At 63.8% G+C, this 23669-nt stretch carries 26 protein-coding genes; 7 read left to right on the top strand and 19 right to left on the bottom strand.

The features are described from left to right. Nucleotides 1-66 precede the first annotated feature (66 nt). The 5 genes from DZG07_RS06320 to DZG07_RS06300 form a co-directional block, all read right to left on the bottom strand. A complete protein-coding gene (locus DZG07_RS06320) occupies nt 67-885 on the bottom strand; it encodes a DUF4167 domain-containing protein (protein ID WP_119815227.1) in 819 nt (272 codons plus the stop codon). A 310-nt stretch (nt 886-1195) separates the two neighbouring features. Further along, entirely contained in the window at nt 1196-2068 is an 873-nt protein-coding gene (prmC, locus tag DZG07_RS06315; RefSeq protein WP_119815224.1) for a peptide chain release factor N(5)-glutamine methyltransferase, read from the bottom strand. Beyond that, nucleotides 2061-3140 (bottom strand): peptide chain release factor 1, encoded by a 1080-nt coding sequence (gene prfA / locus DZG07_RS06310; RefSeq protein WP_091910141.1) that lies wholly within the window; start codon nt 3138-3140, stop codon nt 2061-2063. The genes prmC and prfA overlap by 8 nt, the downstream gene beginning before the upstream one ends. A gap of 49 nt (nt 3141-3189) precedes the next feature. Further along, entirely contained in the window at nt 3190-5463 is a 2274-nt protein-coding gene (gene ptsP, locus DZG07_RS06305) for a phosphoenolpyruvate--protein phosphotransferase (protein WP_091910138.1), read from the bottom strand. 81 nt (nt 5464-5544) lie between these two features. Continuing rightward, complete coding sequence (locus DZG07_RS06300) at nt 5545-6798, bottom strand: aspartate kinase (protein WP_091910135.1); 1254 nt, start codon at nt 6796-6798, stop codon at nt 5545-5547. An 863-nt stretch (nt 6799-7661) separates the two neighbouring features. Here DZG07_RS06300 and ubiG point away from each other — a divergent pair. Beyond that, nucleotides 7662-8414 carry a bifunctional 2-polyprenyl-6-hydroxyphenol methylase/3-demethylubiquinol 3-O-methyltransferase UbiG gene (gene ubiG, locus DZG07_RS06295; RefSeq protein ID WP_091910132.1) on the top strand — a complete coding sequence of 251 codons (753 nt, stop codon included), beginning with the start codon at nt 7662-7664 and terminating at the stop codon, nt 8412-8414. A 56-nt stretch (nt 8415-8470) separates the two neighbouring features. Here ubiG and DZG07_RS06290 read toward each other — a convergent pair whose 3' ends face one another. From DZG07_RS06290 to DZG07_RS06270, 5 genes are all read right to left on the bottom strand, one after another. After that, complete coding sequence (locus tag DZG07_RS06290) at nt 8471-9364, bottom strand: DMT family transporter (protein ID WP_119815221.1); 894 nt, start codon at nt 9362-9364, stop codon at nt 8471-8473. A gap of 194 nt (nt 9365-9558) precedes the next feature. Next, nucleotides 9559-9984 carry a DUF1178 family protein gene (locus DZG07_RS06285; RefSeq protein ID WP_091910125.1) on the bottom strand — a complete coding sequence of 142 codons (426 nt, stop codon included), beginning with the start codon at nt 9982-9984 and terminating at the stop codon, nt 9559-9561. Beyond that, complete coding sequence (locus tag DZG07_RS06280; protein WP_091910122.1) at nt 9981-10847, bottom strand: carbon-nitrogen hydrolase family protein; 867 nt, start codon at nt 10845-10847, stop codon at nt 9981-9983. Before DZG07_RS06280 ends, DZG07_RS06285 begins: the two co-directional genes overlap by 4 nt. Before the next feature lie 10 nt (nt 10848-10857). Beyond that, entirely contained in the window at nt 10858-11127 is a 270-nt protein-coding gene (gene grxC / locus DZG07_RS06275) for a glutaredoxin 3 (RefSeq protein WP_091910119.1), read from the bottom strand. Nucleotides 11128-11151: 24 nt separating this feature from the next. After that, nucleotides 11152-11937, bottom strand: a complete 786-nt coding sequence (locus DZG07_RS06270; RefSeq protein ID WP_091910350.1) for a ComF family protein — start codon at nt 11935-11937, stop codon at nt 11152-11154. 63 nt (nt 11938-12000) lie between these two features. Here DZG07_RS06270 and DZG07_RS06265 point away from each other — a divergent pair, with 63 nt between their 5' ends. Beyond that, nucleotides 12001-12873, top strand: a complete 873-nt coding sequence (locus DZG07_RS06265) for a methyltransferase domain-containing protein (RefSeq protein ID WP_119815218.1) — start codon at nt 12001-12003, stop codon at nt 12871-12873. A 16-nt stretch (nt 12874-12889) separates the two neighbouring features. Here the strand turns inward: DZG07_RS06265 and DZG07_RS06260 are convergent, their stop codons facing one another. From DZG07_RS06260 to DZG07_RS06245, 4 genes are all read right to left on the bottom strand, one after another. After that, nucleotides 12890-13069: a Flp family type IVb pilin gene (locus DZG07_RS06260; protein ID WP_091910114.1), complete on the bottom strand. Its 180-nt coding sequence runs from the start codon at nt 13067-13069 to the stop codon at nt 12890-12892. Between the two features lie 94 nt (nt 13070-13163). After that, nucleotides 13164-13469 carry a hypothetical protein gene (locus tag DZG07_RS06255; protein ID WP_119815215.1) on the bottom strand — a complete coding sequence of 102 codons (306 nt, stop codon included), beginning with the start codon at nt 13467-13469 and terminating at the stop codon, nt 13164-13166. Nucleotides 13470-13630: 161 nt separating this feature from the next. After that, nucleotides 13631-14860, bottom strand: a complete 1230-nt coding sequence (locus tag DZG07_RS06250; protein ID WP_091910108.1) for a multidrug efflux MFS transporter — start codon at nt 14858-14860, stop codon at nt 13631-13633. A 2-nt stretch (nt 14861-14862) separates the two neighbouring features. Continuing rightward, nucleotides 14863-15531 (bottom strand): GntR family transcriptional regulator, encoded by a 669-nt coding sequence (locus DZG07_RS06245; RefSeq protein WP_119815212.1) that lies wholly within the window; start codon nt 15529-15531, stop codon nt 14863-14865. Between the two features lie 198 nt (nt 15532-15729). Here DZG07_RS06245 and DZG07_RS06240 point away from each other — a divergent pair, with 198 nt between their 5' ends. The 3 genes from DZG07_RS06240 (at nt 15730) to DZG07_RS06230 (ending at nt 17491) form a co-directional block, all read left to right on the top strand. Then, a complete protein-coding gene (locus DZG07_RS06240) occupies nt 15730-16419 on the top strand; it encodes a YafY family protein (protein ID WP_119821451.1) in 690 nt (229 codons plus the stop codon). Nucleotides 16420-16487: 68 nt separating this feature from the next. Further along, on the top strand, nt 16488-16850 hold the full coding sequence (locus DZG07_RS06235; RefSeq protein WP_119815209.1) for a VOC family protein: 363 nt from the start codon (nt 16488-16490) through the stop codon (nt 16848-16850). Nucleotides 16851-17056: 206 nt separating this feature from the next. Further along, nucleotides 17057-17491, top strand: coding sequence for an EVE domain-containing protein (locus DZG07_RS06230; RefSeq protein ID WP_119815206.1), 435 nt, complete (start codon nt 17057-17059; stop codon nt 17489-17491). Nucleotides 17492-17505: 14 nt separating this feature from the next. On the opposite strand, the gene mutT is transcribed toward DZG07_RS06230, so the two are convergent. From mutT to DZG07_RS06210, 4 genes are all read right to left on the bottom strand, one after another. After that, the gene (mutT, locus tag DZG07_RS06225) at nt 17506-17922 is read right to left on the bottom strand and encodes an 8-oxo-dGTP diphosphatase MutT (RefSeq protein WP_119815203.1); all 417 of its coding nucleotides are present in this window, start codon (nt 17920-17922) and stop codon (nt 17506-17508) included. A 2-nt stretch (nt 17923-17924) separates the two neighbouring features. Beyond that, on the bottom strand, nt 17925-18704 hold the full coding sequence (locus tag DZG07_RS06220; protein WP_119815200.1) for a GNAT family N-acetyltransferase: 780 nt from the start codon (nt 18702-18704) through the stop codon (nt 17925-17927). Further along, on the bottom strand, nt 18704-19945 hold the full coding sequence (gene argJ, locus DZG07_RS06215) for a bifunctional glutamate N-acetyltransferase/amino-acid acetyltransferase ArgJ (RefSeq protein WP_119815197.1): 1242 nt from the start codon (nt 19943-19945) through the stop codon (nt 18704-18706). The genes DZG07_RS06220 and argJ overlap by 1 nt, the downstream gene beginning before the upstream one ends. Before the next feature lie 100 nt (nt 19946-20045). Continuing rightward, nucleotides 20046-20285, bottom strand: coding sequence for a hypothetical protein (locus tag DZG07_RS06210; RefSeq protein ID WP_119815194.1), 240 nt, complete (start codon nt 20283-20285; stop codon nt 20046-20048). Between the two features lie 106 nt (nt 20286-20391). Here DZG07_RS06210 and DZG07_RS06205 point away from each other — a divergent pair, with 106 nt between their 5' ends. Next, on the top strand, nt 20392-21009 hold the full coding sequence (locus DZG07_RS06205; RefSeq protein WP_119821449.1) for a TetR/AcrR family transcriptional regulator: 618 nt from the start codon (nt 20392-20394) through the stop codon (nt 21007-21009). A gap of 135 nt (nt 21010-21144) precedes the next feature. Next, nucleotides 21145-22548 carry an MFS transporter gene (locus DZG07_RS06200; protein ID WP_119815192.1) on the top strand — a complete coding sequence of 468 codons (1404 nt, stop codon included), beginning with the start codon at nt 21145-21147 and terminating at the stop codon, nt 22546-22548. A 99-nt stretch (nt 22549-22647) separates the two neighbouring features. Here DZG07_RS06200 and DZG07_RS06195 read toward each other — a convergent pair whose 3' ends face one another. Further along, nucleotides 22648-23565 (bottom strand): peptidylprolyl isomerase, encoded by a 918-nt coding sequence (locus DZG07_RS06195; protein WP_119815189.1) that lies wholly within the window; start codon nt 23563-23565, stop codon nt 22648-22650. Nucleotides 23566-23669: the final 104 nt, after the last annotated feature.

Below are 23669 nucleotides of genomic sequence, written 5' to 3'. Positions count from 1 at the left end.
AACCGTACAAACAAAAACGGCGGAGACAAAGTCCCCGCCGCATATTCCTGTCGATAGAAAGGTCGATCAGCCGTTGACGGCTGCCAGAACCGTATTGCCATCCGCATCCGGTGCGGCCTCGGCAGACGCTTCGCCGGAAGCCTCGGCCTTCGCTTCGTCGGGAAGACGCTCGCCACGGCGCGGACGACGGCCGCGACGCGGTGCCGGAGCAGCTTCTTCAGCAGCAGCCTCAGCCGCCGGGGTCGCTTCAGCGACCGGAGCAGCTTCGGCTGCCGGGGCAGCTTCCGCAACCGGTTCCGGCGCAGGTGCTGCCTGAGGCGGCCTCGGACGGCGGCCACGGCCACGACCAGCCGTAGGCTCGGTTGCCGTTTCGGTGTTCAGTGCGACTTCGGCGGGCGTGCCCTCGATGACCGGCTGTGGCCCCGAACCATCGCTTGCATCCTGAGACGCCTCGGGCTCCTGGCCACCGGACTGCTGTCCATTGCCGTGCTGCGGAGCGTTGACCGCGTTGCCGACATTGTCGAAATCCTGATCCGAATCGTCGTCCATGTCGTCGCGGTTCTGCTGCTGCACGTGCTGGATCGGCATCTGCGCCTGGGCGGCGGCAATGATGCGATTGTAATGCTCGGCATGCTGCAGGTAGTTTTCCGCCATCACGCGGTCGCCGGCACTTTGTGCATCGCGGGCAAGCGTGGCGTATTTTTCGGCGATCTGTTGCGCCGAGCCGCGGATTTTCACATCCGGACCGTTGCTTTCGTAATTGCGCGTCAGCGGGTTTGGTCCCTTGCGGTTGTTATTATTGTTGTTGTTATTGTTATTATTGCTACCGCCACCGCCATTGTTGTTGCGGCCGCGCATGCGCCTGTTCTGCTGTTGTGGCCTCATCCGACTCTCTTCATTATTTAGAAAAAATTGCGCAAACGGGGCGCCTCGGCGGCCAGCCGTTTCGTGTACTTACGATGGTGTTCGCCCGCATCAATTGCGTTGGCGTCACGTGCCATTCCGTTTGGTCTCTTGTCACTTGCCGGGCGATCCCCACACGAAGCAAAAGCGTCGTTTACGCAAGAAGGCAGTTTGTTTCCAAGGGAACCGAATCGATAACAGCACTGCCTGCTTCGTCTCATCCGGTAATTCGAACCTAGCGGCATTCCCAGGAGTTGCCAAGTATTTTTTCGATTCAATACAACACTTTGATTCAACGTTGGAAAAACAGCGCACGGTCGTTTCCGGCAAGATCATGTCTTGCGACTGCGAGCTCATATCCCGCCTCGCGGAAAATGCCTGTAACGTCTATCCTCTGATCGAATCCGATTTCCAGGGCGATCTTGCCGCCTCGTTCCAGATGGGGTGCCGCTCCTGCGGCTATGATGCGATAGGGATCGAGACCATCGTCTCCGCCATCGAGCGCAAGATGCGGATCAAAGTCTCGCACGTCTCGCTCAAGGCCATCAATGTCTTTGGAAGGTATATAGGGCGGATTTGAGACGATTAAATGGAAGCGCCCGGAAATTTTTGCAAACCAGTCGGATTTTTTTGCAGTGAACCGGTTCGCAAACCCCAGTTCCTCGGCATTTCGCCGAGCAGTGGTCAACGCACCTTGCGAAATATCGGCGCCAACCGCGACCGCCTTTTCCACCTGGCTCAGCAGGGCGAGCGGGATCGCACCGGTGCCGGTGCCAAGGTCGAGGATGCGGCACTCCCCTTCCCGTTCGGCTGTCTCGCGCACGAAAGGCAGCACCATGTCGACAAGCGTTTCGGTGTCTGGGCGCGGCTCCAGCGTCTCTGGCGAGAGATAAAGCTTCAGGCCATAGAATTCGCGAAACCCGAGAATGCGATGAACCGGCTCGCCTGTGGTTCGCCTGGTTATCGCAGCATCGATCGCAGCGATCACATCTGCGCCGAGCACGTGATCCGGCATCAATATGGCGTCCTTGCGCGTCGTGCCGGAAAAGTGCTCGACGATCAGCCGCGCATCCAGTGCCGGATTATCGACGCCGGCTCCCGCAAGCCTGTCGCGCGCGGCGCGGAAAGCGCCTGACAGCGTGGCGGTTTTCGCGGTCTCAGCCATCCAGCCCGATGTCGGCGAGAAGCTTCGACTGATGATCGGAAATCAGCGCCGAGATGATCTCGTCGAGTTCGCCCATCATCACCCGGTCGAGCTTGTAGAGCGTGAGGTTGATGCGGTGGTCGGTCACGCGGCCCTGCGGGAAATTGTAGGTGCGAATGCGTTCCGAGCGATCGCCCGAGCCGACCTGCGATTTGCGCGATTCCGAGCGCTCCTCGTCCGCCTTCGACCGCTCCATGTCGAACAGCCGCGCCCGCAGGATCTGCATGGCGCGCGCCCTGTTCTGGTGCTGCGATTTTTCCGCCTGCACCACCATGATGCCGGTCGGTAGATGGGTGATGCGGACAGCGGAATCGGTGGTGTTGACGTGCTGGCCGCCCGAGCCCGAGGCGCGCATCGTGTCTATGCGGATGTCTTCGGAGCGTATCTCGATATCGACTTCTTCGGCCTCCGGCAGCACCGCGACGGTGGCTGCAGATGTGTGGATGCGCCCGCTGCCTTCGGTCGCCGGCACGCGCTGGACGCGGTGCACGCCGGATTCGAATTTCAGCTTGGCAAAGACACCTTTGCCCGACACCGTGGCGATGATTTCCTTGTAGCCGCCGACCTCGCCCTCGCTTGCCGAAGCGACCTCGAAACGCCAGCCCTGCTCGGCGGCGTAGCGCTCATACATGCGAAACAGGTCGCCGGCGAAAAGTGCGGCTTCATCGCCGCCGGTGCCGGCGCGGATTTCGAGGATCGCGTTCTTCTCGTCGGCTGCATCCTTGGGCAGCAGCAGGATCTGGATATCCTTCTGCAAGGATTCGATCTTTTCCTCGACCCCCGGCAGCTCGCCTTCGGCCAGCGCCCGCATCTCGGCATCAGTGCCCTTGTCAGCCAGCATGGTTTCGAGATCGGCAAGTTCCTGCTCGGCGGCGCGAAGCTCCCTGATCCTCGCGACCATGTCCTGGATGTCGGAGTATTCCGAAGCCATCTTCACATAGGCTTCGGGGTCGGGACCGGCGGCCATCTGCGCTTCGAGCATGTCGAAGCGCTTCACTACCTGGTCCATGCGGTCGCGGGGCAAGCTGATCATCGTTATTTGTACTCGACGAGATACACGTCAGGCCGCCCTCACCTGAATTTCAAAGCGGAATGGAGCGGTCGTCGGCAAAGGTCTGCAGCAGCGCGCGCATAGGCAGGCCGACGGTTGGACCGGACATATTGTCGTGCAGGAACGACGTCAACTCCGCAACCGGCAATTCGGCGAGCATCGCCTTGACCGGGCCGATCGAGGCGGGCGACATCGAGATCGAGCGATAGCCGAGGCCGACCAGCGCCATAGCCGAAATCGGCTTGCCGGCGAGCTCTCCGCAAAGCGTCACCGGCGTGTGATTGCGATGGCCGGCGTCCGCAATGTGCTTGAGCACGCGCAGGAACGGCACGGACAGGGCGTCGAAGCGATCCGAAAGCTGCGTGTTGCCGCGATCGGTCGCCATGACGAACTGGAACAGGTCGTTGGAGCCGACGGAAACGAAATCCACCGTCTGCATCAATTCGTCGATCTGCCACAGCAGCGACGGCACTTCGAGCATCGCGCCAAGCTTGAGGCTGGTCGGCAGATGGTGGGCAAAGCGCGACAGATGCCGCACCTCGCGCTCTATGAGTTCACGGGCCTGTGCAATCTCGCCAAGCTCGGTCACCATCGGCAGCATCAACTTCAGTTCGCGTCCGCCGGCAGCCTTGAGCAGCGCCCTGACCTGTGCGCGCAGGAGGCCGGGCCGATCGAGCGTCAGGCGAATGGCGCGCCAGCCGAGGGCCGGGTTTTCTTCATGCACCGAACCCTTGAAGTAGGGCAGCACCTTGTCGCCACCGATATCGATGGTGCGGAAGGTGACGGGCTTGCCCTGCGCGGCGTCGAGCACATCGCGATAGAGCCGCTCCTGCGCTTCGGCGCGCGGGAATGTCGAGGCAACCATGAACTGCAGCTCGGTGCGGAACAGGCCGATGCCGCTTGCACCCGCCTCAGCCAGTTGCGGCAGGTCTACGGCGAGCCCGGCATTCATCAGCAGATCGATATGAATGCCGTCCCTGGAAACAGACGGCTTGCTGCGCAGTTCGCGGTAAAGTTCCTGCCGGCGAGCCCGGAACCGGACTTTTTCGGCGTAAGCCGCTTCGAGGTCGGGCTGAGGCCGCAGGTGAATGGTGCCGTCCTCGCCGTCGACGATGATCGCATCGCCGTTTTCCGCCATCGAGACGGCGCCCTTCATCTGGCCGGCGACGGGAATGCCCATGGCGCGTGCGACGATGACGACGTGGCTGGTAGCGGCGCCATCTTCCAGCACGAGACCGCGCAGCTTCTCGCGCGGATAGTCGAGCAGTTCGGCAGCGCCCATGGAGCGGGCAACGACGATCGCATCCTTCGGCAGCGAAGCCGCAACATCTTCCGGCGCACGGCCCATCAACTGGCGCAGCAGGCGGTTGGCGAGATCGTCGAAATCGCTCATCCGCTCGCGTAGATAGGGGTCGGTCATGTGCAGCATGCGCGCGCGCATGTCGCTCTGCACCTTTTCGACGGCGGCTTCCGCAGTCAGGCCGTTGCTGACCGCCTCTTCCAGCCGGCGCACCCAGCCGCGATCATTGGCGAACATGCGGTAGGCTTCCAGCACCTCGCGATGCTCGCCTTCGAATGCGACCTCGCGGCGCGACAGCATGTCGTCGATGGAAAGCCGCAGCGAACCGAGCGCCGATTCGAGCCGGCGCATTTCCTGCTCGCTGTCCTCGTTGAACAGGTTGGTGACGACGATGCGCGGCTCATGCAGCACGACATGCCCCAGCCCTACGCCTTCGTTGAAGGACAGGCCCTTGAAGCTTGCCGGGCGGCGCAGATCGAGCTCCAGCCCGTCATGGCGCGTCAGCCGGGCAAGATCGCCGGTGGCAATCATCTCGGCGATGACCATGGCGGTCGTTTCCAGCGCCTCGACCTCGTCTTCGCGATAGTGCCGCTGGGTGCGATTCTGGACAACCAGCACGCCCAGCGTGCGCCCTGCCCGCAGTACCGGCACGCCGAGGAAGGAGTTGTAGATTTCTTCGCCCGTTTCCGGGAGATAGGCGAAGGCCGGATGCTCCTGCGCGTTGGACAGGTTCAGCGCACGCGCGCTGGCCGCGATGGTGCCGACCAGACCCTGGCCGAGCCGCAACTGGGCCAAGTGGACCGAGCCCGGGTTCAGACCTTCGGTGGCGTAGAGTTCGAGAACAGAGTCTGCGCGCAGCACATAGAGCGAGCAGACCTCGGCCACCATGTTCTGGGCGATGTCGTGCACGATCCGGTCAAGCCGCTCCTGCGCTTCAAGCGGCTCCGCCATCAGCTCACGAAGCCGTTTCAAGAGAACGCGTGGACCGCCGGCCGTGTCACGCATCAGGTGCCGTCTCCAACTATCATTGGCCGGCGTGCATCATGCCACACGCCGGCTAATGGGGGACCGAAAAAGTCTATCTGTCTACTGCTTATCCAGACCGTAGACGGAATGCAAAGTGCGAACCGCAAGTTCCGTGTAGGGACCGTCAATCAAGATCGAAATCTTGATCTCGGAGGTGGTTATCGCACGGATATTGATGCTTTTTTCGGCAAGTGCCTTGAATGCGGTCGCAGCGACGCCGGCGTGGCTGCGCATGCCGATGCCGATGACCGACACCTTGGACATGCCGTCGTCGTGCTGGACGGCGTCGAAGCCGATCGTCTGGCGAATCGTTTCAAGCACGGCCAGCGCCTTGTCGACATCGCCGGACGGCACGGTGAAGGTCATGTCGGTCGATTTGCCGTCCTCGGAGATGTTCTGGACGATCATGTCGACATTGATGTTTGCCTCGGCCAGCGGGCCGAAGATGCCGGCGGCGACGCCCGGCCGGTCGGAGACGCGGCGCAGCGATATCTGGGCCTCATCCTTGGCGTAGGCAATTCCGGTGACGACCTGCTGTTCCACGATTTCTTCCTCGTCGCAAATAAGCGTTCCGGGCGGATTGAGAAGATCGCCCATTCCCGGCGCGTCCGGATCGTCGAAGGACGAGCGGACGAAGGTGCGCACCCGGTGCACCATGGCGAGCTCGACCGAACGCACCTGCAAGACCTTGGCCCCGAGCGACGCCATTTCAAGCATTTCCTCGAAGGAAATCTTGGAAAGCCGCCGCGCCTTCGGCTCGATGCGCGGGTCGGTTGTGTAAACGCCGTCGACATCGGTGTAGATGTCACAGCGGTCCGCCTTGACGGCGGCGGCGATGGCGACGGCACTCGTATCCGAGCCGCCGCGCCCGAGCGTGGCGATGCGATTGTCCGGGCCGATGCCCTGGAAACCGGCGATGACGGCAACCTGGCCCTCGCCGAAGCGCTGGATCAGGAACGAGCCGTCGATGTCCATGATGCGCGCCGCGCCATGGGCGTTGTCGGTCTTGATCGGGATCTGCCAGCCCTGCCACGAGCGGGCGTGGACGCCGATATTCTGCAGCGCGATGGCCAAGAGGCCGGCGGTGACCTGTTCGCCGGAGGCGACGACGGCGTCATATTCGCGGGCATCGTGCATCGGCGAGGCTTCGCGGGTCCAGGCAACCAGTTCGTTGGTCTTGCCGGACATGGCGGAGACGACGACCGCGACGTCGTGGCCGGCATCGACCTCGCGTTTGACATGGCGTGCCACATTGCGAATGCGGCTGATGTCGGCGACGGAAGTTCCGCCGAATTTCATCACGATGCGCGCCATGGAAGCCGGATGCCCTTTGCTATGCCCAGGGCCTGTCACTGCCGCCGGAAAGTCGAAACGAAGGCCTGAGCGAAACCGCATCTGCCAAGTCGCGGCCTCCTTATCCAAAACAATGGGGTTAGGCAAGGTGGGAGCGGCCTCTCACTCTTCCTTCGCCCCGTTCACGGGGAGAAGGTGGCCCGAAGGGCCGGATGAGGGGCGGCGCCAGCGTTTGTGATTGCTGTGCAACGTCTGCGCTGCCCCTCACCCTGCTCCGCCCGGTAAACCGGGCTCCGCCTTCCCTCTCCCCGTAAACGGGGAGAGGGCAAGAGGGCGCACTTCATCATCGCCACGCCCGGTTTTCACCGTCTGGCCATTGTCAAAGAGCCGGGAAGCGGGGCGCTTGGCCGTGCCTTCCTAATGTTTAGTACGTGGCGCAGCTTCCGCGCCCCGCTCGGTGTCTGTCCCGAAGTTGGCCGGTCACAACGCCCGCTCCATGTACATTCCATGGACAAGACGCCGCGGGTTCTCCGCATGGTTTTGGGCAGTGGCATTTGCGCCGTGCTCGTTCCACGCCGGCCTGTGTCGGGCCCTCGGGTCCCTGGCTACCACACCAGGGCGGGAGGTCACCGCCACTCCCCCTTGATCCCGGTTCCAGACCCGGTCCCGCAGGAGCGATGGGAGGATTATCGGTGAAGGCCGATAGGGTGGGGATAAATCAGGCCTAAAAAAATGTTCGGCCTGAACGAAAACAAACGCTTAGGTTGAAAACACCCAAAAATCTTTCCACAGCCGATCCACTCTTTCTCCAATGTCGATAAAAATTGTTGCCTTGACATTTTTCGCCCCAAACCCGACTTCCTTGCGTCGAAGGAGACAAATCTATGCCCGAGGCCCGACGATCGACGATCGACGCCGGAGAAGTGGAACGCTTCTCCGCGCTTGCAGCCGAATGGTGGAACCCCAACGGGAAGTTCCGCCCGCTGCACAAATTCAATCCCGTGCGTCTCGCCTATATCCGCGACCAGGTGGCGGCCCGCTTCGGCCGCGATTCGCATGCCGCAAAGCCCTTCGAGGGCCTGCGCATCCTCGATATCGGCTGCGGCGGCGGCCTTCTGTGCGAGCCGATGTCCCGGCTGGGCGCCGAAGTGGTGGGCGCGGATGCTTCGGAAACCAACATCGAGGTGGCGAAGCTCCATGCAGCGGAAGCCGGCGTGACGGTGGATTATCGCGCCACGACCGCCGAAGCACTGGCCGAGGCCGGCGAGAAATTCGACGTCGTGCTGAACATGGAAGTGGTCGAGCATGTCGCCGACATCGACCTGTTCATCGCCAAATGCTCCGAGATGGTGAAGCCGGACGGCATCATGTTCGTCGCCACCATCAACCGCACGCTGAAGGCATTGGGACTGGCGATCGTTGGCGCGGAATATCTGCTGCGCTGGCTGCCGCGCGGCACGCACCAATATGGCAAGCTGGTGCGGCCGGAAGAGCTGGAAGGCTCGCTCGGCAAGGCCGGCATGCGCATCATCGACCGCACCGGCGTCGTCTACAGCCCGCTTGCCGATCGCTGGCAGAAATCCAAGGACATGGACGTCAACTACATGGTCCTGACGGAACACGCGCCGACGAACTAGAGCAATTCCAGGAAAAGTGCGTAGCGGTTTTCCTGGAATTGCGGAGGCGGAACCGCTCAAGCCTTTCCGTTCTGCGCGCGCGTCGTCATGAAAACGCCAACGGTGACGATCGCAGCACCGATCCAGGTCAGCGCCTGATAGCGCTCGCCGAGAAAGAACGTGCCTGAAATCAGGCCGACGGCGGCGGCGACATAGCCGATCTGGCTGAGATAGACCGGCCCGCCGACCGCCTGCAGCCGGAAGAAGACCGCAAACATCGTCGAGGCGGCAGCCACCTGCGCCAGCACCAGAACGGGCGCACCGGCCAGAGTGTCGAAAGACGCGACGCCGCCACCAACCGTCACGATCGCAATCAGGAGCATCGCCGCCGAGGCGAGGTGACTGCCGGCGGCAAGCTCGATCGGGCCGGCATCGGCCGGCCAGTCATAGCTGCGGTAAATGTTGCCGGCGGCGAGACTGACGGGAACCAGCAGCCCCATGATCACCCAGAACAATTCCGCCGGCTGGCCCGCCTCACCGCGCGTCAGCGCCACCATTGCCGCCCCGACGAAGCCGACGGCTATGCCGGCAATGCCTAGCCCGTTCGGGCGGCGCACGCCGAGCAGTATGGAAAGCACCAGCGTGATAACAGGCGACAGGGTGAACATGATGCCGGTGTAGCCCGCGCCGAGATGCGGGATGGCCGAAAGCAGCAGCAGGTTGGGAATGGCGTAGGAGATCGTCGCCGTGATGACGAAATAGCGCAGCTTGTGGGCATTGAGCGCAATGCGCTGCCCCCGCGCCAGAAGCACGCAGAGAAGAACGCCGCCCGCGCCAAACGAAATGACGAAAGCCCACAGCATCGGCGCAACGCCTGCCTGCCCCGCCATCTTGCCAAAGGGCAGCGTCAGCCCCAGCAGAGCACCATTGACCAGCAGCAGGCCGATGGCCGAGTTCCATAGGTTTTTCATGGGGTAAACGGCCTGCGGTTGCAAATTTCAGGACTTGAAAGAGGGCATCGGCAGGGTGCGTTGAGATTCAGGTCAGGGCGCGCCGAAAACGGTGACTTTCGAGAACCGGAGCGGAGTGGACATTAGGTCCATGAGCACCGGAAGCGCAGAGAGACGCCGTTTGCAGGCCGCCATGGCGTGAATATCAATGCACCCTAGTTCTGGTCGTCGGGGAATGTCGGAATCGGCATGAATTCGACGCCGTCTTCGGCAAGGCTCTTGGCTTCGTCGAGCGTCGCTTCGCCGTAGATGCCGCGCGCGTCGGATTCGCCGAAGTGGATTTTTCGGGCCTCCTCGGCGAATTTATCGCCGACATAGTCCGAATTCTCGCGGATCTTTTCCGACAGCGCTTTCAGCTGCGCCATGGCGGCGCGCTGCTGCTCGTTCATGGCGAGCGCGATCTTTTCCTTCTTGCGGCCGGTTGAGACGGCAGGCGCCATCAGCGCCTTCTCGATCTTGTGCGAGCCGCAGGTCGGGCAATCGACGAGGCCGCGCTTCTGCTGCTTCTCGAAGTCCTCATTGTTGCGGAACCAGCCTTCGAAATCATGCGAACGCTCGCAGGTGAGCGAGAACTTGATCAAGATGCCGCTCCCCGGAGCGAAACGCCCTCCGCGGCGATGGTGTTCACGGCAAATTCGCGCGCGTTCTTGAGGTTCGGGATTTTCTTGCGCGCAGCCGCCGAAAGCGCCGTGTCGATCTCGGCTACGATGACGCCGGGCTCTTCATGGTCGGCCTCGGCGATGATCTTGCCCCATGGGTCGACGATCAGCGAATGGCCATAGGTCTCGCGGCCGTCCTCATGCTTGCCGCCTTGTGCAGCCGAGATCATGAAGGCGCCGTTTTCGATGGCGCGGGCACGCTGGAGTATATGCCAATGCGCCTCGCCGGTCTGGCGCGTGAAGGCGGCAGGCGCGGTCAGCACGTCGGCGCCGGCCAGCGCCTCGGCGCGGAAAAGCTGCGGAAAGCGCACGTCGTAGCAGATGGCAAAGCCGAGCTTGGCAAAGGGAAGCTCGGCGACAACCGCCTCGGTTCCGGCCTCATAGGCATTCGATTCGCGCCAGCTTTCGCCATTGTCGAGATCGACGTCGAACATGTGGATCTTGTCGTAGAGCGCAATCGACGTGCCCTGCGGCGAATAAAGCAGCGCCCGGTTGGCGAGCTTGCCGTCGGCGCGCACGATGGCCGTCGAACCGATATGCAGGAAGACGCCGAGCTCGCGCGAAAGCCTTGCCGACGCTGCCGCGATGATGTCGCGATCCTGCGTGGTGAAGGCCGATTGCCGGGCCTGGCTGTCGCTTACGATGGCGCCGGTCATTTCCGGCGTCTGGATGTAGGTAGCGCCCTGCCCTGCCGCTTCGCGCACCAAGGCTTCAAAAGTTTCGACATTGCGCTTCGGATCGATGCCGGAGCGCATCTGGACGGCGGCGGCCTTGAATTTGCTCATCGTTTCCTCCTCAGCCCAAACGGCCGGTAGCAAGCAGGCCGTCGAGCTGGCCGCGCGCATCGAGTTCATGAAGATCGTCGCAACCGCCGACATGGACGTCGCCGACGAAAATCTGCGGGAAGGTCGAGCCGCCATTGGCGCGCGCGATCATCTCCTGCCGCAATTCCGGCGAAAACGAGGCGTCGTGCTCCTTGTAGGCCACGCCCTTCTTGTCGAGCAGGCGCTTGGCAGCTACGCAAAAACCGCACATGGCGCGGGTATAGATCGTCACATCGACCATATCGTAATCCTGACGTTGTGAATCCTATATAGTGGCTGCCTCGTCGGGCCGGAAGTCCCCCGGCAGCACGCGGGCGAAGGTCAGCACGTCGACGGCGCTGGCACCGTTCTTTTTCAACGCCTTGGCAACCGCAAAAACGGTTGCGCCAGTGGTGTAGACGTCGTCCACGACCAGCACGCGGCGGCCGCGAACCTCGATGTCCTGCTCCGGCGGCACGCGGAAGGCTGCGCGCACATTGTCCTCGCGCTCGGCCCGGGGAAGCCCGACCTGCTGGCGCGTGACCTTCACGCGCACCACCGCCATCGGCGCGAAAGGCAGGCCGGAAAGCGTGGCTACGACGCGGGCAAGCTCGGCCGACTGGTTGAAGCGGCGTTGCAGGAAGCGCCGCCAATGCAGCGGCACCGGCACGACGACATCGGCGTCGGTGACGAGCTCGGCCCCTGCCCGCAGCATCCAGCGCGCCATCCAGGGCGCAAGGTCGGTCTTGTCGGAATATTTCAGGCCCTGCACCATGCGCCGGGCAACACCGGAATAGGAAACGGCAGCGCGCGAACGCTCGAAAGGCGGCGGGTTGGCGATGGCTTCGGCGGAGAGAAACCCCTCGCCCATGTCGTGCAGAAACGGCGTGCCCATGACCTGGCACCACGGCTTTTCGAGAAAGCGCAGTTGCGGCCAGCAATGCGGGCACAGCGAGCCCGGCTGCGACACCTGACGGCGGCAGCCGGCGCAGACCGGCGGAAACAGCACACGGGCCGGCCAATCCAGCGCCGCGCGGGCAAGGGTCTTGAATTGCGGCATCGGATCGGCCACGACGTAGCAAGCGTTGTCCTGACCATAGGGTGGATGGCGCGGAAACATCAAGGACCTCTGGATTTGCAGCCGATTTTCGACACCAGCCTCATGATCGAACGCAAGCGCCGCGCGCTGGCGAAAGGCGTCGAGGGCGCGGACTTCCTGATGGCGCGGGTGGCCGAGGACCTTTCCGAGCGGCTCGCGGCGGTCGAACGGCGCTTCGAGAATGCGATAACCGTTTTCTGCGTCACGCCTGCTGCGAAGGATGCGGTGCTTGCGAGCAGCAAGGCGCAAAGCGTGCTGCGGGTCGAGGCCGACAATGCCTTTCTCGGTGGCGATGCGGGCGTGATCGTCGAGCCGGAAACCCTGCCGCTGGAGCCGGAAAGCGTCGATCTGGCCGTTTCCCTGCTGGCCTTGCAGGAAGTGAACGACATTCCGGGCATGCTGATCCAGATCCGCCGTGCCTTGAGGCCGGACGGTTTGTTCCTGGGCGCGATGGCAGGCTCGGACACGCTGAACGAGTTGCGCGAGAGCCTGCTGGCAGCCGAAAGCGAAATTTTGGGCGGCGTCAGCCCGCGCGTCATTCCTTTCACCGACGTACGCGACGCCGGCGCCCTGCTCCAGCGTTCGGGCTTTGCGCTGCCAGTCACCGATGTCGAGACGGTGACGGTGCGCTACGACCATATGTTTGCGCTGATCGCCGACCTGCGCGCCATGGGTGCTGCCAATGCACTGATCGCACGTTCGCGCAGGCCGGCGACACGCGAACTGTTCCGCCGCGCCGCCGAAATCTATGCCGAGCGCTTTTCCGACCCGGACGGGCGCATCCGGGCGACGTTTTCGTTCATCTGGCTGTCTGGATGGGCACCGGACGCTTCGCAGCAGAAGCCGCTCAAGCCGGGCTCGGCGCAGGTTTCGCTGGCGAAGATTCTGGGAGAAGCGAAAGACGATTAGGCGCTGGCGATGCCGGCTACTTTCCAAGCACTTTCACAAGTTCGCTGTCGGTGCTGCTGAAGAGATACTGGAGCGCGTTGCTGGCCTGGCCGACGCCTCCGACGATAACCAGCGACAACACGGTGACGATGACCGCATACTCGATAACGGTTGCGCCACTTTCATCCCTGAAAAACCGCTGGAACAGCTGTCGCATCCGTGTGTTCATCCCTTTGCCGGCAGCATAGGGCCGACCCGTTAAGAAAGGTTAACGCAACAGCCTTAACGGCTGATGAAATGCTGTGTGGAAATCAGCAATCGCCGCTGCGGGCGCCGTTGGCGCGGATGACGCAGACGGCAGTGGGCGATGACTGGAGCACGCTGCGGCGAACCGTATAGCTGTGGCCCTGGCCGATCGATCCAGTGCTCATCATGTCGAGGTTTGCCCGCGCGCTGTCGAGCCGCGTGCGCTGGTCGAGAAGCGGCGTTGCCAGCAGCGCGAAGGCGATGGCCGCCGAGCCGAACAGCAGGCTGATGCGCAGGACGCCCATGCCCGCACTTCCGAGGCGCCAGGCGCGTTCGCCACGAACGGCTTCCCACTGGTCTTCAGGTGACATTCGCACTTCCCCTCGCGCAAAACCCAATCCGACCGATAACGGCCGGCAACCCTCGTTCAATTTTTCACGATTGCATAAAGGATTGATTAACGTTGATCGTCCCGCGGAAAGGCCTTCGGTTCACGCCCGATCGTGTCCAAAAAGTCTGCAACTTTTTGGCATCATGCTTTTGGTCTCGCCAGCCAGTTGTAGACGGCTCCGCCGGCCATCAGCACCGCCGTGCCGAGGAAGACGGCGCGCATGCCGATATGGCCGCCGACGAAGCCGCCGGCGAGCGGCCCGATGACCTGCCCGGCATATTGCGACGAGGTCGAAATGCCGAGGATGTTGCCGGCGATGCGGTCCGGCACATTGTGACGGATGACGGCGGCGATGCAGGGCAAAAGCCCGCCCAGCGCCAGCCCCATGAGGAAGCGCAGGAAGACCAGCTGCCAGCTTGCCGTGACGAAGGCCTGCGGGACGAGCAGGACAGCTGAGACGGCGAGGCAGCCGGTGATGACCGTCCAATGGCCGATGCGGTCGGCGAGCTTGCCCAGCTGCGAGGCCGACACGATGCTGCCAAGGGCCGCCGCCGACATGGTGAGGCCGGAGATCATGGTCACCTTGCCGGCATCGGCCACAAGCTGCGCGACATAGACGGTGATGATCGGCTCGATCGACATGATGGCGATCATCAGCAGGAGGCCGGTCACGATCATGGCCAGCACCGGCCGCTTGTCGGGCACGGCCGACCAGCCGGCGCTTTCCTTCGCCGCCTTCTTGCGTTGCGGGCGCTTTTCCTCGCGGATGAGGAAGGTCGTCGCCAGGAAGGTTATGAAGATGATGCCGCCGGCCAGGAAAAACGTCTGGCGGATGCCGATCAGTGGCGGCAACGCACCGCCGATCAACGGGCCGACGAGATTGCCGGCCATGATGCCGGACGACAGCGTGCCGAGCGCCCAGCCCGACCTGTTCTTCGGCGTCTGCGTAGCGACGAGGATCATCGAGCCGGAGGTGTAGCCGCCGGCAATGCCGGCAAAGAGGCGCAAGCCCAACAGCTGCCAGATATTTTCGGCCATGCCCATCAGCGACATGGACACGGCCATGCCGAGGCTGGCGCGGATCAGCATCGATTTGCGGCCATAGCGGTCGCCGAGACGCCCCCAGAGCGGCGCAACCAGCGCGGCCGAAAAGAAGGTCGCGCCGTAGGCGATGCCGGACCATTGCACGATCGCTGCGTGATCGGTGACGCCAAGCTGCTCGACATAGAGCGGCAGGAACGGCAGCAGCAGCGTCATGGCGACGATGGTGGTGAAGGAGCCGATCAGGCAGACGAACAGGTTCTTCCGCCAATGTGCGGAATGGCCCTCGTCAATGGCGGGTTCGGAAGACTTGTCGGTGCGGGCATCCATGGTCAGGCCGCCCCGATGATGGCAAAGCCCCGCGCCCGGAGGCCGCGCCGGTCATCCTCCAGCGAGCGCAGCAGCCGGTCGCGCGTATCGCGGATATGCCCGCAAATCGCCTGCGTCGCAGCCTCGGCGTCGCGCCGCCGGATGAGGTCGAGCAGATGGCGATGCTCGGCAAAGGCATTGCCGCGCGCCTCTTCGGTACGAACCTCCAGCCAGCGCGCCCGCGACAGCTTGATCATCGCGGCAGAGATCGCCTTGACCAGAAATTCGTTGCCGGAAAGCCGCGCCACTTCGACGTGAAAATCGGTGCCGACGCGGTGCCACTCCTCGCGCGGCGCATCCGGCTCGCAGGCGTTCAACAGGTCCTCGACGGCATCGATGTCGGCATCGGTCGCCCGCGCGCAGGCATGGCGCACGGCTGCCGTCTCCAGTGCCTCGCGGAACTCGGTCAATGCCGTGATCTCGCCGAGATCGATCGGCGCGACGATCCAGTTGCGGCCGTCGCGCTGCACCAGCTCCTCGGCCTCCAGCCGCACGAGGGCAGCCCGCACCGGCGTGCGCGAGCCGCCGAAGCGGCTCTCCAGCCAGCGCTCGGTCAGCCGTTCGCCTGGTGCCAGGTCGAGCGAAAGGATCATTTCGCGCAACTGGTCGTGGATCTGGAGCATCTGGGACATGGGAACCTGCCGCGCCGGCTTTGACGCTCGGCTATCAAGATTTTGAGGGATGCCATCTTGGTATCCCAACTTGGCATCCCATAATCAGAGCCTCAGGTTTTGGCAAGGATGATTTCCGGCAGCTGATGGAAAAGCAGTTGTGCCAGGCATCATTGCTGCCAGAATATGGCACCATCGTTCGCTATGATGGGAACCGCCATGTCGCGATCCGAACGCCTGCTCGACCTCATCCAGACCTTGCGCCGCTACCGCCAGCCGGTGAGCGGGCAAACGCTGGCCGCCGAACTCGGCATCAGCATCCGCACGCTCTACCGCGACATCACCACGCTTCAGGCGCAGGGCGCGCATATCGAGGGCGAGCCGGGCCTCGGCTACATCCTGCGCCCCGGCTTCATGCTGCCGCCGCTGATGTTTTCGGAAGACGAGATCGAAGCGCTGGTGCTCGGCTCGCGCTGGGTGGCCAAGCAGGCGGACGCCCGCCTGTCGGCTGCTGCAAGCGATGCGTTGGTGAAAGTCGCGGCGGTGCTCCCAGCCGACTTGCGCGAAAGCCTCGATGCCTCGACGCTGCTCGTCGGCCCGCACGCGACCGCTGCCGACAACGTCGATCTCGGCGTGCTTCGCAAGGCGATCCGCGCTGAGCGCAAGCTGGAGCTTACCTATCGGGACAGCGGCGGCGCGGGCACGCGGCGCACCGTGTGGCCCTTCGCGCTCGGCTATTTCGACCGGGTTCGCGTGCTGGTGGCCTGGTGCGAGCTGCGGCAGGATTTCCGCCACTTCCGCACCGACCGCATGTCCGATCTTGCCGCGACCGATATGCGCTACCCGCGCCGGCGCCCGGTGTTGCTGAAGGAATGGCGCGACAGCCAGGGCATTCCGCAACCACAGTGATCGCTACTGCCAGAATCTGACAGTGGCAGCACCTATGATCTCCTCATCGCCAACAGGAGACCATACCGATGTCTAACACCTTCATGCTGCTTTACGTCACCGACGCGGAAAAGAGCGCGCTTTTCTATCAGGACCTGCTTGGGCGCGAGCCGAAACGCTCGTCGCCCGGTTTCGTCACGCTGACACTGGAAAACGGCTTCACCATCGCGCTCTGGTCGAAGGACGGCGCGGTACCTGCCGCCGATTTCACCGGCAGCAGCACTGAGCTGGTGTTTGCCGTCGACGGCGCGGTCAAGCTGGACGCCAACTATGCCGACTGGGCCGGACGCGAGCTGAAGATCGCCATGGAACCGACCGACCTGCATTTCGGCCGTACTTTTGTCGCGCTCGATCCGGACGGGCATCGGATACGGGTGGTTGCGCCGAACTGACGGCCAAGTGGAAAGGCCCCTCTCCGTCTCGGCTTCGCCGAGCCACCTCCCCCCATTTCATGGGGCGAGGAACCCAAGTCCTGAAGGGGCGTGGCCTCGATGGGTGCCGGTTCCTCGCCCCCGCAACGCGGGGGAGAGGTGGCACGCGAAGCGTGACGGAGAGGGGAAACTTCTGACAAGCGTCAACCAATCAAAGGAACACTCCCATGCCCAACAACTGGATAGCAATCGCCTCCGCCGAGCATGTGCGGCTCGGACGCAAACAAGGTTTCATGCAGGTCTGCCATGGCAAGGCGGGACCGCTGAAGCGCATCGCGGCGGGCGACGGCATTGCCTATTACTCGCCCTCGGAAACGTTCGGCGGCAATGACAGATTGCAGTCCTTCACCGCTATCGGCAGGGCTCGCGGCGGCGATCCTTATCTGTTCGACACGGGCGACGGTTTCCGCCCCTATCGCCGCGACGTGGATTGGCTTGCGGCTTCCGAGGCACCGATCAGGCCGCTGCTGGATGCTCTGGATTTCACCGCCGGGCACCGCAACTGGGGCTACCAGTTCCGCTTCGGGCTGTTTTCGGTGACCGAACATGACTTCGACCTGATCGCCGGTGCGATGGGCGCAAGATTGCCCGAACCGGCGTGAACCGGCTCAGCCGCTTACAAAAGATCGATCAGGAACGGGATCAGCGGCTCGTCGGCCGGCGGCATGGGATAGTCGCGCATCTGCTTGGGCCGCACCCATTTCAGCACCTGCCCCTCGCGCGGGTGCGGGGTGCCTTCGAACCGCCGGCAGATATAGAGCGGCATCAGGAGATGAAAAGTCTCGTAGCTGTGGCTGGCGAAGGTGAGCGGCGCGAGGCACGCCACCTTGGTCTCGATGCCGATCTCCTCGCGCAATTCGCGGATCAGCGTTTCCTCCGGCGTTTCGCCGGGCTCGACCTTGCCGCCGGGAAACTCCCAAAGGCCGGCCAGCGTCTTGCCCTCCGGACGCTGCGCCAGAAGCACGCGGCCATCCACGTCGACCAGCGCGCAGGCGGCGACCAGAAGAATGCGCTTTCCCGCCTCGCTGCTCATACTCAGGCTTCCGGCGGGCGGCGGTAGTGGTAGCGGTAGACTTCCCTGAAGCCGAGCGTCTCATAGACATGGCGGGCGGCTTCGTTGTCGGCCTCGACCTGGAGCCAGGCTTCGCGTGCGCCGCGCGAGCGCGCCCATTTCAGCGCCGACAAGACGATGCGGCGGCCATGGCCCTTGCCGCGCTCGGCAGCATCCGTCGCGATCTCGAACAGGCCGGCAAGATCGCCTTCCTGCACGCAGATCGCGGTGGCCAGCGGCTTGTCGTTTTCCAGAACGAACAGGCCGGCCTCCGGCTGGATCGAGCCAATGATTTCGGAAAGGCCGGGCCGCAGCGAGGACGGCAGGCCGTGGACCTTGAGGGCAGCGCCGATGAAGCGGCCGATATCCTTCAGCGGGATCTGGTCCAGCGCGCTCTCCACGCCTGCACCTTCCAGCGGCAACCGCATGACCAGCGATTCGGAGAAAACATCCCAGCCCAGATCGTCGAGATGGCTGGACAGCACCGGGCCGGACAGAGGCGACATGCGGAAGGTGAGCGGACGGCCGTAGGAATCGAAGCGGCGGGCCGCTCGCGCGATGCGCTCCGTGAGATTGCCGACATCGCCCGGATCGAGCGGGTTGACCGAATTCAGCCGCTTGGCCGGATGGCCGGCTGTGAGCCGCACCACCCATGTGCCGTCATAGTGAACCGTCGCCGCCGGCCATGCACGAAAACCCGCCGCCTCATAGCGGCGCACTTTCGCCAGTTCGGGTGTCGGCCGCTTGTCGTCCACGCCCGCCATCAGCTCCGGTAATCGCCATTGATGGCGACATATTCCTTGGTGAGGTCGCAGGTCCACACCGTCGCCTTGCCGCGGCCGATGCCGATATCGGCGCGGATGCGAACCTCGTCGCGCTTCATATAGGCCGAGGTTGCTTCCTCGGAATAATCCGGGTCGCGCTCGCCATTGTGTGCAAGGCGGTTGTCGCCGAACCAGATCGACAGCAGGTCGCGGTCTGCCGGCTCGCCGGACTTGCCGACGGCCATGACGACACGGCCCCAATTGGCGTCCTCGCCGGCGACCGCCGTCTTGACCAGCGGCGAATTGGCGATGGAAAGCGCGATGCGCTTGGCCGAGCGCGCGGATTTCGCGCCGGTGACGGTGACTTCCACCTGCTTGCGCGCGCCCTCGCCGTCGCGAACCACCTGCAGCGCGAGGTTCTTCAGGATCTTGTTCAGCGCCCGCTTGAACTGGCCAAGGCGCGCATCCTTGATGTCGGTGATCGCCGGCGCACCACGCTTGGCGGCGGCTCCGGTGGCAAACAGCAGCAGCGTGTCGCTGGTCGAGGTATCGCTGTCGACCGTGACGGCGTTGAAAGTCGGCGCCACGCCCTTCGACAGCAGCGCCTGCAGCACGGGGGCTGCGATCGGCGCATCGGTGGCAACGAAGGACAGCATCGTCGCCATATCAGGCGCGATCATGCCGGCACCCTTGGCGATGCCGTTGATGGTGACGTCGGTGTCGCCGAGCTTGACCGTGGCGGTGGCGACCTTGGGATAGGTGTCCGTGGTCATGATCGCCTTGGCAGCTTCGGTCCACAGATCAGGCTTGCCGTCCTTGACGAGGCCGGCGAGCAGATGGCTGAAGCGGCCGGAATCGAGCGGCTCGCCGATGACGCCGGTGGAGGCCTGGAACACTTCGCCCGGCGTGCAGCCGGCAGCAGTGGCGGCAGCCTTGCCGGTCAGCGCCGTCGATTCGCGGCCCTTCTTGCCGGTGAAGGCGTTGGCGTTGCCCGAATTGACCACGAGGATGCGCGCCTTGCCGCCGGCAAGATTGTCACGGCAGAAATCGACCGGCGCAGAAGGGCACTTTGAACGGGTGAAGACACCGGCAACGGCCGTCCCGGCATCGAAGACCATGGCCAGAAGGTCGGTGCGGCCCTTGTATTTGATGCCCGCCTCGGCAGTGGCGATACGCACGCCCTCGATGACCGGCATCTTCGGGTATTTTTTGGGCGCGAGAGGGGAAATGGCGGTCGACATGGGCACCTCTGCCGGCAAAAGCGCAAGAAAACGTGTGCCCGTTTGCCCGATAGTGCGTGCCGACGCAAGGCGTTTTCTTAGGATCGGCCCTGCCGGCGAATCAGGAACGGGCCGGATTTATGAAGCCGCGAAACAGTTTCTGCACGCCGGGAATGAGCACCCAGATCATGGTCGAGACCATCACCGGCACGACGATGAGCGTGCGTTGCCAGATGGTCCAGCCATCGGTCAGCGGGAAGACGACATAGAGCAGCGTGGTGAGCAGCGGATAGGCGCCGAGCAGCACGAGCAGCGCAAAGCGCGGGCGGGAAAAGCGGTTGGGACTGGTGGTGGCGGACATGCGCCTCTCCTATATAATCGAAACGGAACGTTCCGTTATATAAAACGGACCGTTTCGTTTCGTCAAGACCTCATGCTAAGGAAATATGAGGAGCGAGGTGGAAACGATGTCAGACAGCCCCGAAGAAGCGCGCCGCTCGATCGGCGCCAAGCGCAACCCGGCAAGCGCGGACGCGATTCGCGAGGCGGCGCAGGCGGTATTGCTGGAAGCAGGCTATGCCGGCTTTTCCATCGAGGCGGTTGCGCGCCGGGCGCGGGCCGGCAAGCCGACGATCTATCGCTGGTGGCCAAGCAAGGCTGCCCTGCTGATTGACGTCTACCAGCGCCAGAAGCGCGTCGACAATCCGGACACGGGCAGCATCGAGGAAGACCTCGTGCTGTTTCTGAAGTCGCTCTTTCGGCACTGGCGCGAAACGCCGTCGGGCAGCATTTTCCGCTCCATCATCGCCGAGGCGCAATCGGACGAAGCCGCAGCGGCGGCCCTTGCCGACTACAGCCGCAGCCGTCGCGAGCACACCGGGCTGATGATCGAGCGCGCCAGGGAACGCGGCGAAGTCGCCGCCGATGTCGAGCCGACACTGGTTGCCGATCTCGTTGCTTCCTATGCCTGGGTGCACCTGTTGACGGGGCGAACCGACGAGGACGAGGCGACGATCCGCAAGGCGGTCGGGGTCATTTTGCGTGGGGTGAAGAACCCGGCCCAAGGCGGGAAAGCCACCTCCTGACGCCGCGCAAGGCTTTGTAGGCTAGGACTCTTGCCCGGTTCGCGCGGCTGGACGACCCGTTTTGGCCAGCTTGAGTCATTGTGACGCCGGCAATGCCGGGATAGGCCGGTCTCCATAAGTGGAGGCTACAAAACGATGGAAGCACCGGCACCGGCAAATACCGGCTGGGCTGACCTGTTCGCTGAAGGCAGGCTGCCGCGCTTCGCGCTGATCTGCCTCGGCGTCTGGCTGAATGCCGCCGACGCGCTTGTCACCGCCACGATCATGCCAAGCGTCGGCGCCGAACTCGGCGGCTACGCCTATTTCAGCTGGGCGGTCGCCGGCTTTCTCGTCGGCGCCATCCTGGCGGGCGCGAGCGCCGGGCGGCTTTCCGAGATCTTCGGCCTGCGCCTTGCGACCGCCATTGCCGGCCTTGTGCTGGCGGCGGGCTGCGTGCTCAGCGCTGCAGCGCCGACCATCGGCGTCTTCCTTGCCGGGCGGCTTCTGCAAGGCATAGGCTGCGGCTGGACCGCCGGCTTTGCCATGGTCGCCATCGCGGTGCTCTTTCCGGAGCGGCATCTGGCGCGGGTGTTCGCAGCGGTTTCCGGCGTATGGGGCGTCGCCACCATACTCGGGCCGCTGGTCGGCGGGCTGTTTGCCGAGACCGGCAACTGGCGATCGGTGTTCTGGATGTTCGCCATCCAGGCGGTGATCTTCAGCGCCGCGACACCCTTCCTGCTCATGGGCACCGTCCGTTCCCAGGAGGAAAGCGGCATTCCCTGGCTGCAGCTCGGCACGCTGGGGCTGGGTGTGGCCGCCATTTCGCTGGCCGACACGATGGGCCAACCATTGGCCGCGCTCGGCCTCGTAGCAGTCGGGCTGGCGATCCTCGCCCTTGTGCTGCGGATCGACGCCAAGGCCAAAGTGCGCCTGCTGCCGCATCGCGCCGGCGACCTTCGAACCATCAGCGGCGCCGGCTATGCCGCCATGTTCGCGCTGATGGCGTCGTCCATGGGGCTGACCGTCTACGGCCCGGCCATCCTCCAGACCCTGCATGGCCTTTCGCCGCTGTTCGCCGGTTATGTGGTGGGCGTGCAGGCGCTTTCCTGGACTTTTGCCGCCGTTGCGGTGGCAGGCGTCACCGGCATAGCCGGCGAGCGGCGTTGGATACGCATCGGCGGCGGCTGCATCCTGGTCGGCGTGGCGCTGCTGGCGGTGGTGCTGCATCAGGCGCCGCTGGCGTTCGTAATCCTCGCCGCAGCCACTTTGGGGGCAGGCTTCGGCTTCTCATCGAGCTTGATGAACCGGCGGATTCTGGGCGCGCTCTCGAACGAGGATCGCGCCATCGGCGCTTCGGCCTTCATCGCCGTGCGCCAGACGGGCGGCGCGGTCGGTGCGGCAATCGCCGGCGCAACGGCAAATCTCGTCGGGTTCGGCGCCGGCCTGACGGTCGAGACGGCGCAGGCGACCGCATTCTGGGTATTCATAACCGCGCTGCCGATGGCGCTGGCCGGTTTTCTGGCAGCCTGGCGGCTAAGCGGGTCGGCGGTAAAGGCTTGAACGGCCGGTTACCCACATAAAAACAGGGGCCGCGAAAACTCGCGGCCCCTGCCCTGACAACGTCCTGCCGCCCAACATTAGTCAGGCGCGGGACAAAAATTACTTCTGCTGTTCCATCGCATCGACGGCCTTCTTCAGCTCGGGATCGGCAACGTCGACCTTGGCCGCGCCGCGCAGCGACTTGACCAGGGCAAAATAATTGTCGCGCACGAGAAGCGAGCGGACCTGATCCTTGACCTGCTCGAAAGCCGGCGGCTGCTGGGTGCGCTTGTCCTCGACCTTGATGACGTGCCAGCCGAACTGGCTCTGCACCGGCTGCTCGGTATATTTGCCGACGTCGAGCGCGAAAGCCGCCTTCTCGAATTCCGGCACCATCTGGCCGGGGCCGAAGAAGCCGAGATCGCCGCCATTGGTGCCGGAGCCGGCATCGGTGGACTTTTCCTTGGCGATGTCTTCGAACTTCGCACCGCCGTCGAGCTGCTTGATGACGGCTTCGGCCTCTTCCTTGGTCTTCACGAGGATGTGACGGGCATGAACCTCGTTGACCGGCGGGGTATCGGCCATTTCCTTGTCGTAGCGGGCGCGAATCTGTTCATCGGTGATCTTCTTCGACACTTCCGATTCCACCACGGCGCTGTGCAGTGCGCGTTCCTGCAGGAACTTCATGCGGCGCTGGAATTCGGGATCCTTGTCGAGACCCTTGGCCTGGGCTTCGGCTGCCAGCAACTGGATTTCGATCGTCGCAGAAAGCGCTGCGGCGCGGCGCTGCTCGGCCGGAAGCCGGGCGAACTGCTGGTCGAGATCGCCCAGGGCCAGTTCGAGATCGGCCTCGGTGATCGGCTGGCCGTTGACGGTGGCGATGACCGTCTTGGGATCGAATGGCTTTGCAGCCTCTGGTGCTGGCGCAGCTGCGGCCGGCTTGGTTTCCTGCGCGACGGCCTGCGTGGCCGCCGGAACTGCAAGCGCGATAAGGGCGCCCAGGCCGGCATAAGAGGCGCGTCGGAACGAAAAGGGCATCAGAAACACTCCGGTGGGGATTGGAAGAACTTTCAAATCAGCACAATTGTGGCCGAATTTGGCGCGGCAGACAGCAACGCTGCCACGTTGACATCGCTTCGGCC

Source organism: Mesorhizobium sp. DCY119, from assembly GCF_003590645.1.
Classification (GTDB): Bacteria; Pseudomonadota; Alphaproteobacteria; order Rhizobiales; family Rhizobiaceae; genus Mesorhizobium_M.
This window is presented reverse-complemented; position numbering and strand designations above follow the sequence as displayed.

Coding starts and splice junctions, on each gene's coding strand:
- DZG07_RS06280 (WP_091910122.1), bottom strand. CDS start 10,847: ATGAGCAAATTCAAGGCCGCCGCCGTCCAGATGCGCTCCGGCATCGAT.
- DZG07_RS06255 (WP_119815215.1), bottom strand. CDS start 13,469: ATGTCACCTGAAGACCAGTGGGAAGCCGTTCGTGGCGAACGCGCCTGG.
- DZG07_RS06200 (WP_119815192.1), top strand. CDS start 21,145: ATGGAAGCACCGGCACCGGCAAATACCGGCTGGGCTGACCTGTTCGCT.
- DZG07_RS06205 (WP_119821449.1), top strand. CDS start 20,392: ATGTCAGACAGCCCCGAAGAAGCGCGCCGCTCGATCGGCGCCAAGCGC.
- DZG07_RS06245 (WP_119815212.1), bottom strand. CDS start 15,531: ATGTCCCAGATGCTCCAGATCCACGACCAGTTGCGCGAAATGATCCTT.
- DZG07_RS06195 (WP_119815189.1), bottom strand. CDS start 23,565: ATGCCCTTTTCGTTCCGACGCGCCTCTTATGCCGGCCTGGGCGCCCTT.
- DZG07_RS06240 (WP_119821451.1), top strand. CDS start 15,730: ATGTCGCGATCCGAACGCCTGCTCGACCTCATCCAGACCTTGCGCCGC.
- mutT (WP_119815203.1), bottom strand. CDS start 17,922: ATGAGCAGCGAGGCGGGAAAGCGCATTCTTCTGGTCGCCGCCTGCGCG.
- DZG07_RS06220 (WP_119815200.1), bottom strand. CDS start 18,704: ATGGCGGGCGTGGACGACAAGCGGCCGACACCCGAACTGGCGAAAGTG.
- DZG07_RS06290 (WP_119815221.1), bottom strand. CDS start 9,364: ATGAAAAACCTATGGAACTCGGCCATCGGCCTGCTGCTGGTCAATGGT.
- DZG07_RS06300 (WP_091910135.1), bottom strand. CDS start 6,798: ATGGCGCGCATCGTGATGAAATTCGGCGGAACTTCCGTCGCCGACATC.
- DZG07_RS06210 (WP_119815194.1), bottom strand. CDS start 20,285: ATGTCCGCCACCACCAGTCCCAACCGCTTTTCCCGCCCGCGCTTTGCG.
- ubiG (WP_091910132.1), top strand. CDS start 7,662: ATGCCCGAGGCCCGACGATCGACGATCGACGCCGGAGAAGTGGAACGC.
- ptsP (WP_091910138.1), bottom strand. CDS start 5,463: ATGCGTGACACGGCCGGCGGTCCACGCGTTCTCTTGAAACGGCTTCGT.
- DZG07_RS06230 (WP_119815206.1), top strand. CDS start 17,057: ATGCCCAACAACTGGATAGCAATCGCCTCCGCCGAGCATGTGCGGCTC.
- DZG07_RS06320 (WP_119815227.1), bottom strand. CDS start 885: ATGAGGCCACAACAGCAGAACAGGCGCATGCGCGGCCGCAACAACAAT.
- argJ (WP_119815197.1), bottom strand. CDS start 19,945: ATGTCGACCGCCATTTCCCCTCTCGCGCCCAAAAAATACCCGAAGATG.
- DZG07_RS06260 (WP_091910114.1), bottom strand. CDS start 13,069: ATGCGACAGCTGTTCCAGCGGTTTTTCAGGGATGAAAGTGGCGCAACC.
- DZG07_RS06235 (WP_119815209.1), top strand. CDS start 16,488: ATGTCTAACACCTTCATGCTGCTTTACGTCACCGACGCGGAAAAGAGC.
- prmC (WP_119815224.1), bottom strand. CDS start 2,068: ATGGCTGAGACCGCGAAAACCGCCACGCTGTCAGGCGCTTTCCGCGCC.
- grxC (WP_091910119.1), bottom strand. CDS start 11,127: ATGGTCGATGTGACGATCTATACCCGCGCCATGTGCGGTTTTTGCGTA.
- DZG07_RS06250 (WP_091910108.1), bottom strand. CDS start 14,860: ATGGATGCCCGCACCGACAAGTCTTCCGAACCCGCCATTGACGAGGGC.
- prfA (WP_091910141.1), bottom strand. CDS start 3,140: ATGATCAGCTTGCCCCGCGACCGCATGGACCAGGTAGTGAAGCGCTTC.